The following is a 16,681-nucleotide window of genomic DNA, read 5'->3' on the forward strand; positions in this document are numbered from 1 at the left end:
CGGCTGGCAGGTGGCCCTCGAGGTCCTGGGGTGGGTGGGCTCCGGCATCGTCGTCTGGTCGATGATGCAGCAGCGGATCCTGCGTCTGCGCGTGTACAACCTCATCGGCTGCGTCGTGCAGGTGCTCTACAACGGGGTGCTCGGGGTGTGGCCCGTCGTCGCCCTCAACGTCGTTCTCGCCGTCGTCCAGGTGGTCAATCTCACACGGCTGCTGCGCGGCCGGGACGACCCGGCGTCCTACTCCGTGGCGGAGGTGCCCGCCCACGGCCCGCTCCTCACGCAGCTCGTCGAGCGGCACCGTGAGGACGTCGCGCGCTTCCACCCCGGGTTCACCACCCCCACGGCTAGCGCCGACGCCTTCGTCGTCATGTCCGGGGACGAGGTCGCCGGGTGCGTCGTCGTCCACGACGACGACGGCGTGGCCCAGATCGAGCTCGACTACGTCACCGAGCGCTTCCGTGACTTCTCCCCGGGCCGCTTCGTCTTCCGGCGCAGCGGGGTCCTCGCCGATCGCGGCTACCGGGCGGTGGCCTCCGCTCCCGGCACCGTCGAGCCGTACTACGAGCAGGTGGGCTTCGAGCGGCGCGGGGACCGCTTCGTCCTCGACCTCACGGCCTGAGCCGGGAAACGAGCAGGGCCCCCGACCGCTGGTCAGGGGCCCTGCTGCGCTGGTGGGCGATACTGGGTTCGAACCAGTGACCTCCTCGGTGTGAACGAGGCGCTCTACCACTGAGCCAATCGCCCGCGCTGGACGATGTTAGCCCACCGGCGGGCGTGCCCCCAAACCGCTCACGGGTCGAGGTCCTCCGCGGCGCGCGTGGCGTAGAGCTCCTGGACCCGCAGCGTCACGGGCCCGGGCTCGATCTGGCGGCCGTCGATGCTGTCGACGGGGACGATGCCGCGCGTGGCGGAGGTCACGGCCGCGTGCTCGGCCGCGAGGAGGTCGGCGATCGGCACGACCGCCTCCCGCACGGGCAGGCCCGCCTCGTGCGCCCACTCGAGGACGAGCTCGCGGGTGACGCCCGCGAGGCAGCCGGAGGCGAGGGGAGGGGTGAGCAGCTCGCCGCCGGTCTCGAGGAAGACGTTGGACGCCGACCCCTCGCACAGCTCCTCCCGCGTGTTGGCGAGCACCGCCTCCGTCCCGCCCTGCCGGCGGGCGTGCTCGAGCGCGAGGACGTTCTCCCCGTAGGAGGTCGACTTGACCCCCACGAGCGGGGAGCGCTCGTTGCGCACCCACGGCACGACGACGACGGCGGTACGCGGGGGCGGTCCGTCGGCTCCCGGGTGGGGCACCGACTCGGCCGACGCGGTGAGGAGGAGGGTGGGCGTCGCGTCGGCGCGGGGTGTCCCGGCCGGGAGCGGCCCTGCCGTCCACGTCATGCGCAGCCGCCCGGTCCCGCCGTCGAGCCGTGCGGCGAGGTCGAGGGCCGCGCCGGTGACGACGTCGGTGGGCGGGACGGGCAGCCCGGCGACGGTGGCCGAGCGCACGAGCCGGGCCACGTGCCGGCGCAGGGCGAAGGGCCGACCGGAGACGACGACGCAGGTGTCGAAGACGCCGTCGCCCACCGTGAGGCCCCGGTCCAGGGCCGTGACGACGGGCTCCTCGGCCGTCCGGACTTTGCCGTCGAACCACACGAGAGTGCTCATGGGGGAAGCCTGCCACCACGGGAGGTCCCGTGACCTCCCCGGTTCACCTTCTGCAGGCGGACGGAAGGAGGGGAGGCCGGAGGAGAAGCGGGGAGGTCAGCCGGGCGGGGCGGAGGCGAGCGCGACGAGGCGGGCGGCCTTGAGCTCGGTCTCGCGCCACTCGGCCTGCGGGTCGCTGCCCCACGTGATGCCCGCGCCCGTGCCGAACCGGAGCGTGCCGGCGCCGGTCCCACCGGGCGGCGTCCACCAGAAGGTGCGGATCCCGACGGCGAGCTCCGCCCGGCCGTTGTCGGCGTCGATCCACCCGACGGCCCCGCAGTACGGGCCGCGCGGCGCGGGCTCCAGCTCGCGGATGAGCCGCAGCGCGCTCGACTTCGGGGCGCCGCTCACCGAGGCGGGCGGCAGCGTGGTCTCGAGCAGGGCCGCCCAGCCGGCGGCGTCGAGTGGGTCGCGCAGCGTGCCACCGACCCGGGAGACGAGGTGGACGAGCCCGGGGTGCTGCTCGACGGCGCACAGGTCGAGGACCTCGACCGTGCCGGGAAGGCACACGCGCTGGAGGTCGTTGCGCACGAGGTCGGTGATCATGACGTTCTCGGCGCGGTCCTTGGCGCCGAGGTCCTCGGCACGGGTCGCGGTGCCCTTGATGGGGCCGGACACCACCCGCCCGTCCCGGACGGAGAGGAAGAGCTCGGGGGAGGCGCTGACCACCCACGCCGGTCGCTCGGCCGCCCCGGCCGGGACGTGGACGGTCCCGGCGTAGGGCGCCGGGTTGCCGGCGGTGAGGACCGCCGCGAGAGCAGCGGCGTCCGGCTCCGCCGCCGCCGAGCCGAGCGGCGCGGACAGCACCCGGCAGATGTTGGCCTGGTAGACCTCGCCCTCCCGCACGGCCGCGCGCACCCGGCGGACAGCCGCCATGTAGGCCTTCTCGTCCAGGGAGCTGCGCCAGGACACGGGGGAGGGGCCTACCCAGGTGCCGCCGTCGGCCGGTCCAGATCGCCCCGTGGTCCTTGTCACATCGTGGACGTCGGAGGTGGTTTCGGAGAAGCGCCAGCCCGTCGTCGAGCCCTCGAAGTCGGCCACCACCGCCCACCACCCCGAGGTCAGTGCCTCGGGGTGTTTGCGCAGGTCAGCGCACTCGACGAGGCCGCGGGCGCGCACTCCGGGGAAGTCGGCGCGGGCCTCCTGGAGGCGCCGACGAGGGGCTGCTGAGCTCACTCGCGCCACGCTAGTGGGCGAGTTGGACGTGCGGCCCTCCCCTCGGCTAATGTTGTCAACGCCGCCGGGGAAGCCCGGCAGCAACGCGGATGTGGCTCAGTTGGTAGAGCATCACCTTGCCAAGGTGAGGGTCGCGGGTTCGAGTCCCGTCATCCGCTCGAGGTACCACCCCCCGGTGGGGCAGTACAAGCCTCAGGGTGGCGTGGCCGAGAGGCGAGGCAGCGGCCTGCAAAGCCGTACACACGGGTTCGAATCCCGTCGCCACCTCGGTTGAAGCAGGACAAGGGCGATTGGCGCAGCGGTAGCGCGCTTCCCTGACACGGAAGAGGTCACTGGTTCGATCCCAGTATCGCCCACGAGAACGAAGCCCCCGGCCAGCAGGCCGGGGGCTTCGTCGTTCCCCGCGGGTCTACCGTGTCCTCCTCGGCAGGAGGAGGACCACCGTGGACCAGGTCACGCTCTACCTCGACACCGCCCGCGCCTACGCCGGTCTCGTCGCGCTCGTGCGCCCCGAGGACTGGGAGCGCCCGGCGCTGGGCGTGTGGGACGTGCGCGCCCTCGTCGGGCACACGACCCGCGCCCTGACGACCGTCGTCGACTACCTCGCGGCCGCCGAGCCCGCGGACGGTGCCGACGTCCTCACCGCACCGGAGTACTTCGCGGCGTTCGCCGCGTCGCCGGACAAGGAGGCGGCGGACGACGCCGTGGCGGCACGTGGACGGGCGGCCGGCGTCGGGCTAGGCAGCGGCCCCGCCGCGCGGACGGCCGAGCTCGTCGAGGAGGTCGCCGACGCCCTGGGCGGCGTGGCCGCGCGGCGGCTCGTGCAGACCCGGTTCGGCCACCTGCGCCTCGAGGAGTACCTGCGCACCCGCACGTTCGAGCTCGTGGTCCACGGCCTCGACCTCGCCCGGGCGCTCGAGCTGCCCGACGGCCTGCTCCCCGCGCCCGCGGTGGCCGGTGCGCTGGAGCTCGCGACGCAGACGGCGGCCGCGTCCGGGCACGGGCCGCACGTGCTCGCCGCGCTCACCGGACGGTCCCCCCTCCCGCCCGGGTTCGCCGTCCTCTGAACGGGTCCACCGGGTCCCGCCAGGGTGTGACGACCGCGACTCCGGCAACGGATCGGTGACGATTCGGCGCACGGGTGGGACGGGGCCGGGGCGCTCCGGGCAACCTGAGTACGATCGGTCAGTCATGTCCGAACGTCAGCGGGAGCCCACTGTGTCATCCGTCTCTGAGCAGGTCCTTGTCGTCGACGGCGCCGAGCGGACGGTCACCGAGGGCACCACCGGGACGGACCTGTTCGGCGAGGACCGCGCCGTCGTCGCCCTCCGGGTGGACGGCGAGCTCAAGGACCTCGCCACCGACGTGTCGCGCCTCCGGGCCGGCGCCGTCGTCGAGAAGGTCGACATCGCCAGCGAGGACGGCCTGTCCATCCTTCGCCACTCCGCCGCCCACGTGCTGGCCCAGGCGGTGCAGCAGGTGCGCTCGGACGCGCGCCTGGGCATCGGCCCGCCGATCACCGACGGCTTCTACTACGACTTCGACGTCGAGACCCCGTTCACGCCCGAGGACCTCAAGGACCTCGAGAAGCAGATGAACCGGATCATCCGCGAGGGCCAGAGCTTCGTGCGCCGCGTCGTCACCGACGAGGAGGCCCGCGCCGAGCTCGCCGACGAGCCGTACAAGCTCGAGCTCATCGGCCTCAAGGGCTCCAGCGCCGAGGACGCCGCCGAGGGCGCCTCGGTGGAGGTCGGCGCCGGCGAGCTGACGATCTACGACAACGTCCGCCGCGGGGGAGAGGTGGCCTGGAAGGACCTGTGCCGCGGCCCGCACCTCCCGAGCACCAAGCTCATCGGCAACGGGTTCGCGCTCCAGCGCTCGGCCGCCGCGTACTGGCGGGGGAGCGAGAAGAACCCCCAGCTCCAGCGCATCTACGGCACCGCGTGGCCCACGAAGGACGAGCTCAAGGCCTACCAGGAGCGCCTGGCCGAGGCCGAGCGCCGCGACCACCGCCGCCTCGGCTCGGAGATGGACCTCTTCTCCTTCCCCGACGAGATCGGCTCCGGCCTGCCCGTCTTCCACCCCAAGGGCGCGATGATCCGCATGGAGATGGAGGAGTACTCCCGCCGCCGTCACATCGAGGCCGGGTACTCCTTCGTCAACACGCCCCACATCACCAAGGGCCACCTCTTCGAGGTCTCCGGCCACCTCGACTGGTACCGCGACGGCATGTACCCCCCGATGCACCTGGACGAGGAGCGCGACGCCGAGGGCAACGTCAAGCGGCAGGGGCAGGACTACTACCTCAAGCCGATGAACTGCCCGATGCACAACCTCGTCTTCGGCTCCCGTGGCCGCTCCTACCGCGAGCTGCCGCTGCGGCTCTTCGAGTTCGGCACCGTCTACCGCTACGAGAAGTCCGGCGTCATCCACGGACTCACCCGTGCCCGCGGCTTCACCCAGGACGACGCCCACATCTACTGCACCCGCGAGCAGATGAAGGACGAGCTGAACTCCCTGCTCACCTTCGTCCTGGACCTCCTCAAGGACTACGGGCTCGACGACTTCTACCTCGAGCTGTCCACCCGCGACCCGGAGAAGTCCGTGGGAGACGAGGCCACCTGGGAGGAGGCGACCCGCGTGCTCGAGGAGGTCGCCACCGCCTCCGGCCTGGACCTCGTCCCCGACCCGGGCGGCGCCGCCTTCTACGGCCCGAAGATCTCCGTGCAGGCGAAGGACGCCATCGGCCGCACCTGGCAGATGTCGACCATCCAGCTCGACTTCAACCTGCCCGAGCTCTTCGACCTCGAGTACCAGGCCGCCGACGGCACCCGCCAGCGCCCGGTGATGATCCACCGCGCCCTCTTCGGCTCCATCGAGCGTTTCTTCGGCGTGCTCCTCGAGCACTACGCCGGCGCCTTCCCCGCGTGGCTCGCGCCCGTCCAGGTCGTCGCCGTGCCGGTCGCCGACGTCTTCGACGACTACCTCGCCGACGTCGTCGCCCAGCTCCGTGCCCGGGGTGTGCGCGCCGAGCTCGACCAGAGCGACGACCGCTTCAACAAGAAGATCCGCAACGCGACCAAGGAGAAGGTGCCCTTCATCCTCATCGCGGGCGGGGAGGACGCCGACGCCGGAGCGGTCTCCTTCCGCTTCCGGGACGGCTCCCAGCGCAACGGGGTGCCCGTGGCCGAGGCGGTCGAGCTCATCACCTCGGCCATCGCCGAGCGTCGGCAGGTGTCGACGGCGTGAGCGACGTGTCGCCGCCGAGCGGCGAGCCGGCGGAGGGGCTCGTCGGTGTGCCCGACGCGTTCCAGCGGCTGTGGACCCCGCACCGGATGGCCTACGTCGACGGTCACGACAAGCCCGGGGACGCGAGCACCGGCCAGTGCCCCTTCTGCCGGGCTCCCCAGCGGGAGGACGCCGACGCCCTCGTCGTCCACCGTGGTGAGCACGCCTACGTCGTCCTCAACCTCTACCCGTACAACCCCGGGCACCTCCTCGTGTGCCCCTACCGCCACGTCGCCGACCTCACCGAGCTGACGACGGCGGAGCGGGACGAGGTGGGTGCGCTCAGCGCGACCGCGATGACCGTCCTGCGGGCGGTGAGCGCGCCGCACGGCTTCAACCTGGGCATGAACCAGGGCGAGGCCGCCGGTGCCGGGATCGCCGCCCACCTCCACCAGCACGTGGTGCCCCGGTGGGGCGGGGACGCGAACTTCTTCCCGATCGTCGCCGGCACCAAGGCACTGCCGCAGGTGCTCGGCGAGACCCGGGACCTCCTTGCCGCGGCGTGGCCGGGGGCGACGTGCTGAGCTCCAAGGGCCGCGTCGTCACCAACGCGATCTTCGGGCCCGTCGCGCGCACCCTCGTCCGGGCCGGCGTCAGCCCCGACACCGTCACCGTCACCGGCACCGTCCTCACGGTGGCCGTGGCGCTGTGGCTGCTGCCGTCCGGGCACTTCGTCGCCGGCCCGCTGGCCATCACCGTCGTCGTCCTCATCGACAGCGTCGACGGGCTCATGGCCCGGATGCTGGGCCGCTCCACGCGGTGGGGCGCCTTCCTCGACTCGACCCTCGACCGGGTCGCCGACGCCGCGATCTTCTCCGGGATCCTCCTGTGGAGCATCGGCGCGGAGGAGACGTGGGTGCTCGGCACCGCGCTGGCCTGCCTCGTCCTCGGGAGTGTCGTCCCCTACGCCAAGGCCCGCGCCGAGGGGCTGGGCATGACGGCCTCGGGCGGGATCGCCGAGCGCGCCGACCGGCTGTTCGTCGCCCTCGCGGCGGTGCTCGCCGTCGGGCTGGGCGCGCCCGTCGTCGTCCTCGTCGTCGCGCTGGGGCTCCTCGCCCTCGCCTCCCTCTACACGGTGGGCCAGCGGATGGCGGCCGTGCACCGCCAGACGCGGGGCGACGTGGGGGAGACGGCGTGAGCCTGGACCCCGCGGCACTGCTGCTCGTCGCCGCCCGCATCGTGCCCAGGCTGCCCGCCTGGCTCTCCGCCGGTCTCTTCGCCGGCGCCGCCGAGCTCGCCGCCCTCACCGGCGTGGCCGGGGTGGGGCAGCTGCGCGCCAACATCGCCCGTGCGGTCCCGGACGCGTCCCCCCGCGAGCTGCGGCGTCTCACCCGCCGTGGCATGCGTTCCTACATGCGGTACTACGAGGAGTCGCTGCGGCTGCCCACCGTGAGCGAGGCCCAGCTGGGCCAACGCGTGCGCGCGGTGAACGACGGCTGGGTCCGCGCCGAGCGCGCCGCCGGCCGGCCCGTCGTCGTCGCCCTGGGCCACCTGGGCAACTGGGACCTCGCCGGCGCGTGGGCCACCCGTTTCCTCGCCCCCGTCGTCACCGTCGCCGAACACCTCGAGCCGGAGGAGCTCTTCCAGAGCTTCCTCGACTTCCGGCGCGGGTTGGGCATGACGATCATCCCCCTCGAGCGGGACGGCTCCACCTTCCGGGCGCTGCTGCGCGAGACCCGCTCCGGTGTCCCGCTCGTGCCGTTGCTGGCGGACCGCGACCTCTCGCGCACGAACGTCGACGTGGCGCTGCTGGGGGAGCGGGCACGCGTGGCGCCCGGCCCGGCCACGCTCGCGGTCGCCACCGGCGCCACTCTCGCCTTCGTCGGGATCCACTACGAGCGTCTCCGGGGACCACGCCGGCAGGCGGCCGGAAGCCGGTGGGGCATCGTCATCACCTTCGGTGACCCGATCACACCGCCGGACGGTGCCTCCCGGGAGGAGACCGTCACCGCCCTCACGCAGGCGTGGGTCGACGAGCTCGGCGAGGCCGTCCGTGCCCACCCGGAGGACTGGCACATGCTCCAGCCACTGTTCGTGGGGGACCTCGACCCCGCGCGCCTCAAGCCGGCCGGGAGCGTGGCCTGATGCGCATCGGGATCGTCTGCGGCTACTCCTTCGACGTGCCTGGCGGCGTGCAGTTCCACGTCCGTGACCTCGCCGAGCACCTCATCGCCACCGGCCACGACGTCAGCGTGCTCGCTCCCGCCGAGGACGCCACCCCCGTCCCCGACTACCTCGTGCCCGCGGGCCGCACCGTGGCCCTGCCGTACAACGGCTCGGTGGCACGGCTCAACTTCGGGCCGGTCGCCGCCGCGCGGACCCGCCGCTGGCTGGAGGAGGGCGACTTCGACGTTCTCCACCTCCACGAGCCGATCACCCCGAGCCTGTCGATGCTTGCCCTGTGGATCGCCAACGGTCCCATCGTCGGCACCTTCCACACCGCCATGGACCGCTCCCGTGCGCTGCAGGTGGCCTCCCCGCTCGTGCGGCCGCTGCTGGAGAAGATCGGCGGCCGGATCGCCGTGTCCGAGGAGGCGCGGCGCACCGTCGTCGAGCACCTGGGAGGGGACGCCGTCGTCGTGCCCAACGGCGTGTTCGTCGACCGTTTCGCCGACGCCCCGCGGGCGGAGGCGTGGTGCGGGACCGACGAGCGGCCCACCGTCGCCTTCCTCGGCCGGCTGGACGAGGCGCGCAAGGGCCTGCCGGTCCTCGCCGAGGCGATCCCGCAGGTGCTCGCGCAGGTGCCCGGCGCCCGGTTCCTCGTCGCCGGTCGCGGCGACGTCACCGAGTACCGCAGCACGCTCGGCCACCTCGGTGACGCCGTCACCTTCCTCGGGCCGGTGAGCGACGCCGAGAAGGAGTCCCTGCTCGCCTCGGCCGACGTCTACGTCGCCCCGCACACCGGCGGGGAGAGCTTCGGGATCGTCCTCGTCGAGGCGATGAGCGCGGGCGCGCACGTCGTCGCCAGCGACATCCCCGCCTTCCGTGCCGTGCTCGACGGCGGCCGGTACGGCACGCTCTTCCCCACCGGTGACGCCGCCGCCCTCGCCGCGGCGCTCGTGCCTGCCCTGCGCGACCGGGGCGCCTCCCGGTCGGTGGTCGAGGCGGCCCGAGAGGGCGTGCGCCGCTTCGACTGGTCGGTCGTCACCCGCGAGGTCCTCGCCGTCTACGAGATGGTGACGGCCAGCGGTGCGCACGTGCGCGAGGACCCGCGCTCCAGCACGGTGGTCGGTCGCCTGCGTGCCGCGCTGGACGGCCGGACGGAGGTGGAGCAGTGACCTGGGAGGGATGGACGCTCGTCGTTGTGCTGCTCGTGCTCGTCCTCGGGTGGGTGCTGTGGCTCCTGGCCTCGCGCGTGGACCGCCTGCACCGCAAGGTGCTGCGCTCCCGGGCCACGCTCGAGCTCCAGCTCGCCCAGCGCGCGGCCGCTGCTCACGAGCTCGCGATGAGCGGGGCGCTGGACCCCGTCGAGGCCGTGCTCCTCGCCGACGTCGCCCAGCGCGCCAGCGCCGTGGCGCCCGGCCCGGTGGTCCGCGACGGCCTCGAGGGCGAGCCTGACGTCGACGAGCCGGCCGGTGACGTCGACCGCTCCCTCGTCGAGTCCGAGCTGTCCCGCACGCTTCGTGCGCTGCTCGAGTCGCATGCCGACACCGAACCGCTGGGGGACAACCCGCTGGCCGTCGACCCGCTCAACCGGCTCGACGCCGCGTGGTACCGGCTCGAGCTCGCCCGCCGCTTCCACAACGCCCACGTCGCCGAGGTGCGGCGCATGCGCACCAACCCCGTCGTGCGGGTGCTGCACCTCGCCGGCCGGGCACCGATGCCGCACGCCTTCGACATGGACGACGCCCGGCCCGCGCGCTGAGCGCGGCGGCCGCGCCGTGGGGGCCGTGGCGCTGGGCGGGCCGCGTCCGTGGCTGCCTCTACGCTGATCGCCATGGCCTTCCCCCCTGAGCCCTACCCGCCGTCGGCACGCCCGGCGCGGCCCACCGCGTACCTGGCCGGCGAGCAGCCGCAGACCGCGCCCTGGGGTGCGGGTGGGCTGGCAGCGCCCGCGCAGGCGCCCTGGCAGCCGCCGCGGCCGCGGCGTGGCGGGACGGTGCTCGTCGCGGTCGGCACCGGGGTGGGAGTCCTCGCGCTCATCGTGACCATCGCCCAGATCGCTGCCCTCACGAGCGCCGGTGCGGCGCTCGTCGGCGGCATCGTCGCGCTCGTCCCGCTCACGGCCGTCCTCCTCGGTATCCGGTGGATCGACCGGTGGGAGCCGGAGCCCCGGTACGCGCTGCTCTTCGCCTTCCTCTGGGGCGCCGGCGTCTCCACGCTCGTGTCGATCTGGCTCAACACGGCGTTCTCCACCGCCGTCTACTACAGCACCGGCAACCTCGAGACGGCCGAGATCCTCGGTGCGGCGCTCGGCGCCCCACTCATCGAGGAGACCGCCAAGGGGCTGGGTGTGCTCGTCCTGTTCCTCGCCCGGCGCCGCTACTTCGACGGGCCGGTCGACGGCATCGTCTACGCCGCCATGGTGGCGGCGGGCTTCGCCTTCGTCGAGAACATCCTCTACTTCGGCCGCGCGATCGAGATGCTCCCGCAGATCTTCGTCATGCGCGGGATCCTGTCACCCTTCGCTCACGTGATGTTCACGGTGGCGATCGGCATCGCCCTGGGCCTGGCGGCCCGCAGCCGCTCGTCCCTCGCGTGGGTGGGGGCGCTGCCGCTCGGCTGGCTGGTGGCCGTGCTGCTCCACGGGCTGTGGAACGGCAGCACCTTCACCGGGTCCTTCTTCGGGCTCTACGTCGTCGTCCAGGTCCCGCTGTTCGTCGGGGCGATCGTCCTCGTCGTCTGGCTGCGCCGCCGCGAGCGGCGCGTCATCACCGGCCGCCTCGTCGAGTACGCCCGCGCCGGCTGGTTGGCCCCGCACGAGGTGACCATGCTCGGCTCCTTCCCCGGCCGGCGTGCAGCCATGTCGTGGGCCGCCCGTGGTGGACCAGCGGCGAAGGGTGCGATGAGGGACTTCCAGCGCTCGGCGACCGCCCTGGCCCTGGGCCGGCAGCGCTTCGCCACCGGTCGCGCCGAGCCCAGCTACCACCACGACGAGCGCGTCCTCCTGGACCGCGTCACCACCAGCCGCACGTCCTTCCTCCGCGCCCTGTCCGGAGCGCGCTGACCGCAGGCCGCCGGGTCTGGACAGGCGCACCGGGCCCTGAACGGCCGCACGTAGACTGGGTGCGCCCTTCCCCCTCCACCACCGAGGTGCACCATGTCCCAGCAGACTCCCACGCCCAGCGGCCCCCAGGTCGGCACCGCCCGCGTCAAGCGCGGCATGGCCGAGATGCTCAAGGGCGGCGTCATCATGGACGTCGTCACGCCGGAGCAGGCCCGCATCGCCGAGGACGCCGGCGCCGTCGCCGTCATGGCACTCGAGCGCGTGCCCGCGGACATCCGGTCCCAGGGCGGGGTGTCGCGGATGAGCGACCCGGACATGATCGACGGGATCATCTCCGCCGTCTCGATCCCCGTCATGGCCAAGGCCCGCATCGGGCACTTCGTCGAGGCGCAGGTCCTGCAGAGCCTGGGCGTCGACTACGTCGACGAGTCCGAGGTCCTCAGCCCGGCCGACTACGAGCACCACATCGACAAGTGGCAGTTCACCGTGCCCTTCGTCTGCGGCGCGACCAACCTCGGTGAGGCGCTGCGCCGCATCTCCGAGGGCGCGGCCATGATCCGCTCCAAGGGCGAGGCCGGCACCGGCGACGTCTCCAACGCCACCACGCACATGCGACGCATCCGCCAGGACATCCGCCGCCTCTCCTCGCTGCCCGAGGACGAGCTCTTCGTCGCCGCCAAGGAGCTGCAGGCCCCCTACGACCTCGTCGTCGAGGTGGCGCGCACCGGGCAGCTGCCCGTCGTCCTCTTCACCGCCGGCGGCATCGCCACCCCGGCCGACGCCGCGATGATGATGCAGCTCGGAGCCCAGGGCGTCTTCGTCGGCTCGGGGATCTTCAAGTCCGGCAACCCGGCGCAGCGCGCCGCCGCCATCGTCCGCGCGACGACCTTCTTCGACGACCCCTCCGTCGTCGCCGACGTCTCCCGCGGACTGGGCGAGGCGATGGTCGGCCTCAACGTCGACGAGGTCCCCGTGCCGCACCGCCTCGCCGAGCGCGGTTGGTGACCACCTACGGGCTCGGCCCCGACTGGGTGCCGGGCCCCGACGGCGTGCCCTTCCGGCGCGCCGCGCGTGTCATCCTCCTCGACGACGCCGACCGTCTCCTCCTCGTCCGCGGACATGACGCGGGGGAGACCAGCCGCTCGTGGTGGTTCACGGTGGGCGGTGGCCTCGAGCCGGGGGAGGAGCCCCGCGCGGGCGCCCTGCGGGAGCTGCGCGAGGAGACGGGCCTGCGCCTGTCGGCCGAGCAGCTCCAGGGCCCGGTCCTCACCCGCAGCGCGGTCTTCGACTTCGCCGCCGTCACCTGCCGGCAGGACGAGGAGTTCTTCCTCGCCCGCGGCACCGAGACGCGCCTGGACGACGGCGGGTGGACCGCGCTCGAGCGCGACGTCCTTGACGAGCTGCGCTGGTGGGAGCTCGACGAGCTCGACGCGGCCGTGGCCGCCGGCGCGGTCGTCTACCCCCGCCTGCTGCCGGGGCTCGTGCGTCGCCTGGCGGGCGGCTGGGACGGGACGAGCGAGCACGTCGTCGAGTAGGGCCCCGTGCCGTCGTAGACTGGTGGTTCGTGACCTCCCCGCGCATCGGCGTCCTGGCTCTTCAGGGTGACGTGCGCGAGCACCTCGCGGCCCTCGACGCCGCCGGTGCCCGCGCCGTCGCGGTACGGCGCGCCGGTGAGCTCGCCGCCGTGGACGGCCTCGTCCTGCCGGGCGGGGAGTCGACGACGATCGGCAAGCTGCTCGTCGCCTTCGGTCTGCTCGAGCAGCTGCGCGAGCGGATCGGCTCGGGGCTGCCCGTCTACGGCTCGTGCGCCGGGATGGTGCTGCTCGCCGACCGGGTGGCTGACGCGCACGGCCCCCTCGTGGGAGGCATGGACGTCACGGTCCGGCGCAACGCCTTCGGGCGTCAGGTCGACTCCTTCGAGGAGGACCTCCTGGCACCGGGGCTCGGCATCGTCGACGCCCCGCTCCGCGCGGTGTACATCCGGGCGCCGTGGGCGGAGGAGGCGGGCGACGGCGTCGAGGTCCTCGCACGCGTGAGGTCCGGGCCCGCCGCCGGTAGGATCGTGGCAGCTCGACAGGGCGCGCTGCTCGTCACCGCCTTCCACCCGGAGATCAGCGACGACGCACGGGTGCACCGTGCGTTCGTCGACCTGGTGCGTGCACACGCCTAGCGCCACCTGTCCCCACCGTCCCCGCGGGGACGCCGTCGTCAGCAAGGAGCACACAGTGTCCGGTCACTCCAAGTGGGCCACCACCAAGCACAAGAAGGCCGCGATCGACGCGAAGCGGGGCAAGCTCTTCGCGCGTCTCGTCAAGAACATCGAGGTGGCCGCCCGCACGGGCGGAGGCGACCCGGCCGGCAACCCCACCCTCTTCGACGCGATCCAGAAGGCGAAGCGGAACTCGGTCCCGGCGGACAACATCGACCGCGCCGTCAAGCGCGGCTCGGGCGCCGAGGCCGGCGGGGCCGACTACGAGACGATCATGTACGAGGGCTACGCCTCCGGCGGTGTCGCCGTGCTCGTCGAGTGCCTCACCGACAACCGCAACCGCGCGGCCTCCGACGTCCGCGTCGCCTTCACCCGTAACGGCGGCACCCTGGCCGACCCGGGCTCGGTCTCCTACCTGTTCAACCGGCGCGGCGTCGTCATCGTGCCGAAGGCCGACGGCCTCGCCGAGGACGACGTGCTGGCAGCGGTCCTCGACGCGGGCGCCGAGGAGGTCAACGACCACGGTGAGGCCTTCCAGATCCTCAGCGAGGCCACCGACGTCGTCGCCGTGCGCACCGCGCTCCAGGAGGCGGGGCTGGACTACGACTCCGCCGAGGCGCAGTTCGTCCCGTCGATGGAGGTCGAGGTCGACGTCGAGGGCGCCCGGAAGGTGCTGCGCCTCATCGACGCCCTCGAGGACTGCGACGACGTGCAGAACGTCTTCGCGAACTTCGACGCCTCCGACGAGGTCCTCGCCGCGCTCGACGAGGACTGACGCCGGCGGTGTCGCTCCCGCGGCACGTCCCACCCGGCTGCGACACTGGGACCATGCGCGTCCTCGGAGTCGACCCCGGCCTCACCCGCTGTGGCCTCGGGATCGTCGACTCCGACTCGCGGCGCACCCTGTCGCTCGTCGAGGTGGGCGTGCTGCGCACCCCCACGGACATGCCGATCCAGCAGCGGCTGCTCACCATCGCGGCCGGTATCGAGGAGTGGATCGTGCGGCACGACGTCGACGCCGTGGCCGTGGAGCGGGTCTTCGCCCAGCACAACGTCGCCTCGGTCATGGGCACGGCGCAGGTGGCCGGGCTCGCCATGGTCGCCGCGGCACGCGCCGGGCTGCCCCTGGGCATGCACACGCCCAGTGAGGTGAAGGCCGCCGTGACGGGATCGGGCCGCGCCGACAAGCCGCAGGTCCAGGAGATGGTGCGCCGCATCCTCCGGCTCGCCGAGCGGCCCGAGCCCGCCGACGCCGCCGACGCCCTGGCCCTGGCGGTTTGCCACCTGTGGCGCGGCGGCACGCCCGCGGCCGGCCCCGCCGCCCGGCACGCCACACCGGCGCAGGAGGCGTGGGCCCGCGCCGAGCTCGCGGCGCGTCGGTCCCGGCCTGTCACCCGCAGCCGGTAGCCTTCTTCGCACACACGTTCGCCCGGTCGCGCTCCGGGCCGGGATTGGAGCAGTCGTGATCGCCAGCGTCCGGGGGACCGTCGAGTCCGTGCGGCTCGACTCCGCCGTCGTCGAGGTCGGGGGGGTCGGGCTGCGCCTGCTGGCCACGCCCGCCACACTCGCCGGCCTGCGGCCCGGCACGGACGCCCGCCTGGCCACCACGCTCGTCGTGCGCGAGGACTCCCTCACCCTGTTCGGCTTCGCCGACGACGACGAGCGCGAGGTCTTCGAGATCCTCCAGACCGTCAGCGGCGTGGGCCCGCGGCTCGCGCTGGCCGTGCTCGCCGTCCACGAGCCCGACGCGCTGCGTACCGCCGTCGCCGCCGAGGACGTCGTCGCCCTCACCCGCGTGCCCGGCATCGGGAAGAAGGGCGCGCAGCGCATCCTGCTCGAGATCGGGGACAAGCTCGGGCCGGCGCGTGGTGAGGTGCGCGCCGCCCCGGCAGCCACGGACTCCCAGCCCGAGGTCGTCGACGCGCTCGTCCAGCTCGGTTGGTCCGCCAAGGCCGCCGAGGACGCCGTCAGCGCGGTCCTCGCCGAGCCCGGCGCCGACCGCGACGTCGCCGCGGTGCTGCGTGGCGCGCTCCAGCACCTGGGAGGCCACGGCCGTGGCTGACGACGCCGCCTTCCTGGACGCCGAGGCGGACGAGCTCGAGCGTGCGGCCGAGGCCGCCCTGCGGCCACGCCGGCTCGCCGACTTCGTCGGCCAGTCGGTGGTGCGCGACCAGCTGGCTCTCGTCCTCGACGCCGCCAAGGCACGCGGCTCGGCGCCCGACCACGTGCTGCTCTCCGGCCCTCCCGGGCTCGGCAAGACCACGCTCGCGATGATCATCGCCGCCGAGCTCGAGGGCGCGTTGCGCCTCACGTCGGGCCCGGCCGTCCAGCACCCGGGGGACCTCGCCGCGATCCTCTCCTCGCTCCAGGAGCACGACGTCCTGTTCATCGACGAGATCCACCGCCTGGCCCGCCCGGTGGAGGAGATGCTCTACCTCGCGATGGAGGACTTCCGCGTCGACGTCGTCGTCGGCAAGGGGCCTGGGGCCACGGCGATCCCGCTCACCCTGCCGCGCTTCACCGTCGTCGGTGCCACCACCCGTGCCGGTCTGCTCCCCGCGCCGCTGCGGGACCGCTTCGGCTTCACCGGCCACCTCGAGTTCTACTCGCCCGCCGAGCTCGAGCAGGTGCTCTCCCGCAGCGCCCGGCTCCTCGGTGCCGAGCTCGAGCCCGCGGCGGGCGCCGAGCTCGCCGGCCGCTCCCGCGGCACCCCACGCATCGCCAACCGCCTGCTGCGGCGCGTGCAGGACTGGGCACAGGTGCGTGGCACCGGCTCGCTCGACCTCGCCGCCACCCACGCGGCCCTGTCGCTCTTCGAGGTCGACGAGCGCGGCCTGGACCGCCTGGACCGCTCTGTCCTCCGCGCCCTGTGCGAGCGCTTCGGCGGCGGACCGGTGGGGCTGTCCACGCTCGCCGTCGCGGTGGGGGAGGAGCCCGAGACGGTCGAGACGGTCGCCGAGCCCTTCCTCGTGCGCGAGGGGCTCGTCTCCCGCACGCCTCGCGGGCGGGTGGCCACGGCCGCCGCCTACGAGCACCTGGGCCTCGCCCGGCCCGACGACGGCGCGCTGTGGGGCTGAGGGCGGTTTCGTCTCGTCAGCCCCGTCACCTAGACTCAGTCAGTATTTTGCCGCCGGTCGGCTCGCGCTCAGTCGCGG

Annotated in this window: 18 protein-coding genes and 4 tRNA genes; 19 read left to right on the forward strand and 3 right to left on the reverse strand. The window is 73.6% G+C overall.

The features are described from left to right. Positions 1-61 precede the first annotated feature (61 nt). Positions 62-619, forward strand: coding sequence for a GNAT family N-acetyltransferase (locus DSZ44_RS02630; protein ID WP_502530278.1), 558 nt, complete (start codon positions 62-64; stop codon positions 617-619). Positions 620-669: 50 nt separating this feature from the next. Here the strand turns inward: DSZ44_RS02630 and DSZ44_RS02635 are convergent. From DSZ44_RS02635 to DSZ44_RS02645, 3 genes are all read right to left on the reverse strand, one after another. Continuing rightward, positions 670-744: transfer RNA gene (locus tag DSZ44_RS02635), tRNA-Val, on the reverse strand. Between the two features lie 45 nt (positions 745-789). After that, positions 790-1,647, reverse strand: a complete 858-nt coding sequence (locus tag DSZ44_RS02640; protein ID WP_110851007.1) for an aminotransferase class IV — start codon at positions 1,645-1,647, stop codon at positions 790-792. A gap of 96 nt (positions 1,648-1,743) precedes the next feature. Next, the gene (locus DSZ44_RS02645; protein ID WP_220035062.1) at positions 1,744-2,862 is read right to left on the reverse strand and encodes a chorismate-binding protein; all 1,119 of its coding nucleotides are present in this window, start codon (positions 2,860-2,862) and stop codon (positions 1,744-1,746) included. A gap of 85 nt (positions 2,863-2,947) precedes the next feature. Between DSZ44_RS02645 and DSZ44_RS02650 the strand changes: the two genes are divergently transcribed. The 18 genes from DSZ44_RS02650 to ruvB all read left to right on the forward strand — a co-directional run bounded on the left by DSZ44_RS02650 (position 2,948) and on the right by ruvB (position 16,603). Continuing rightward, positions 2,948-3,020, forward strand: a tRNA-Gly gene (locus tag DSZ44_RS02650). Positions 3,021-3,058: 38 nt separating this feature from the next. Further along, positions 3,059-3,129 (forward strand) — tRNA-Cys (locus DSZ44_RS02655). A 17-nt stretch (positions 3,130-3,146) separates the two neighbouring features. Continuing rightward, a tRNA-Val gene (locus DSZ44_RS02660) sits at positions 3,147-3,218 on the forward strand. Between the two features lie 87 nt (positions 3,219-3,305). Next, positions 3,306-3,929 (forward strand): maleylpyruvate isomerase N-terminal domain-containing protein, encoded by a 624-nt coding sequence (locus DSZ44_RS02665; RefSeq protein ID WP_110851009.1) that lies wholly within the window; start codon positions 3,306-3,308, stop codon positions 3,927-3,929. Between the two features lie 151 nt (positions 3,930-4,080). After that, positions 4,081-6,111 (forward strand): threonine--tRNA ligase, encoded by a 2,031-nt coding sequence (gene thrS / locus DSZ44_RS02670; protein WP_373681220.1) that lies wholly within the window; start codon positions 4,081-4,083, stop codon positions 6,109-6,111. After that, on the forward strand, positions 6,108-6,674 hold the full coding sequence (locus tag DSZ44_RS02675) for an HIT family protein (RefSeq protein WP_373681221.1): 567 nt from the start codon (positions 6,108-6,110) through the stop codon (positions 6,672-6,674). The genes thrS and DSZ44_RS02675 overlap by 4 nt, the downstream gene beginning before the upstream one ends. Beyond that, positions 6,671-7,288, forward strand: a complete 618-nt coding sequence (gene pgsA, locus DSZ44_RS02680; protein WP_110851327.1) for a phosphatidylinositol phosphate synthase — start codon at positions 6,671-6,673, stop codon at positions 7,286-7,288. The genes DSZ44_RS02675 and pgsA overlap by 4 nt, the downstream gene beginning before the upstream one ends. Then, positions 7,285-8,235, forward strand: a complete 951-nt coding sequence (locus tag DSZ44_RS02685; protein WP_110851011.1) for a phosphatidylinositol mannoside acyltransferase — start codon at positions 7,285-7,287, stop codon at positions 8,233-8,235. Before pgsA ends, DSZ44_RS02685 begins: the two co-directional genes overlap by 4 nt. Continuing rightward, positions 8,235-9,428, forward strand: coding sequence for a glycosyltransferase family 4 protein (locus tag DSZ44_RS02690; protein ID WP_110851012.1), 1,194 nt, complete (start codon positions 8,235-8,237; stop codon positions 9,426-9,428). The genes DSZ44_RS02685 and DSZ44_RS02690 overlap by 1 nt, the downstream gene beginning before the upstream one ends. Next, entirely contained in the window at positions 9,425-10,015 is a 591-nt protein-coding gene (locus DSZ44_RS02695; RefSeq protein WP_110851013.1) for a hypothetical protein, read from the forward strand. The genes DSZ44_RS02690 and DSZ44_RS02695 overlap by 4 nt, the downstream gene beginning before the upstream one ends. Before the next feature lie 72 nt (positions 10,016-10,087). Further along, complete coding sequence (locus DSZ44_RS02700; RefSeq protein WP_110851014.1) at positions 10,088-11,317, forward strand: PrsW family intramembrane metalloprotease; 1,230 nt, start codon at positions 10,088-10,090, stop codon at positions 11,315-11,317. A gap of 93 nt (positions 11,318-11,410) precedes the next feature. Then, entirely contained in the window at positions 11,411-12,322 is a 912-nt protein-coding gene (gene pdxS / locus DSZ44_RS02705; protein WP_110851015.1) for a pyridoxal 5'-phosphate synthase lyase subunit PdxS, read from the forward strand. Continuing rightward, positions 12,319-12,852 carry an NUDIX hydrolase gene (locus DSZ44_RS02710; RefSeq protein ID WP_258369170.1) on the forward strand — a complete coding sequence of 178 codons (534 nt, stop codon included), beginning with the start codon at positions 12,319-12,321 and terminating at the stop codon, positions 12,850-12,852. Before pdxS ends, DSZ44_RS02710 begins: the two co-directional genes overlap by 4 nt. A 29-nt stretch (positions 12,853-12,881) precedes the next feature. Beyond that, positions 12,882-13,487, forward strand: a complete 606-nt coding sequence (gene pdxT / locus DSZ44_RS02715) for a pyridoxal 5'-phosphate synthase glutaminase subunit PdxT (RefSeq protein ID WP_110851017.1) — start codon at positions 12,882-12,884, stop codon at positions 13,485-13,487. A 55-nt stretch (positions 13,488-13,542) separates the two neighbouring features. Continuing rightward, positions 13,543-14,301 (forward strand): YebC/PmpR family DNA-binding transcriptional regulator, encoded by a 759-nt coding sequence (locus tag DSZ44_RS02720; protein ID WP_110851018.1) that lies wholly within the window; start codon positions 13,543-13,545, stop codon positions 14,299-14,301. Between the two features lie 53 nt (positions 14,302-14,354). After that, entirely contained in the window at positions 14,355-14,933 is a 579-nt protein-coding gene (gene ruvC / locus DSZ44_RS02725) for a crossover junction endodeoxyribonuclease RuvC (protein WP_110851019.1), read from the forward strand. A 55-nt stretch (positions 14,934-14,988) separates the two neighbouring features. Then, the gene (gene ruvA, locus DSZ44_RS02730) at positions 14,989-15,588 is read left to right on the forward strand and encodes a Holliday junction branch migration protein RuvA (RefSeq protein WP_110851020.1); all 600 of its coding nucleotides are present in this window, start codon (positions 14,989-14,991) and stop codon (positions 15,586-15,588) included. Then, positions 15,581-16,603 carry a Holliday junction branch migration DNA helicase RuvB gene (gene ruvB / locus DSZ44_RS02735; RefSeq protein ID WP_110851328.1) on the forward strand — a complete coding sequence of 341 codons (1,023 nt, stop codon included), beginning with the start codon at positions 15,581-15,583 and terminating at the stop codon, positions 16,601-16,603. Before ruvA ends, ruvB begins: the two co-directional genes overlap by 8 nt. The last annotated feature ends 78 nt before the right edge of the window (positions 16,604-16,681 follow it).

Origin of the sequence: Georgenia satyanarayanai (assembly GCF_900116375.1) — a bacterium.
In the GTDB taxonomy this organism is placed as follows: Bacteria; Actinomycetota; Actinomycetes; order Actinomycetales; family Actinomycetaceae; genus Oceanitalea; species Oceanitalea nanhaiensis.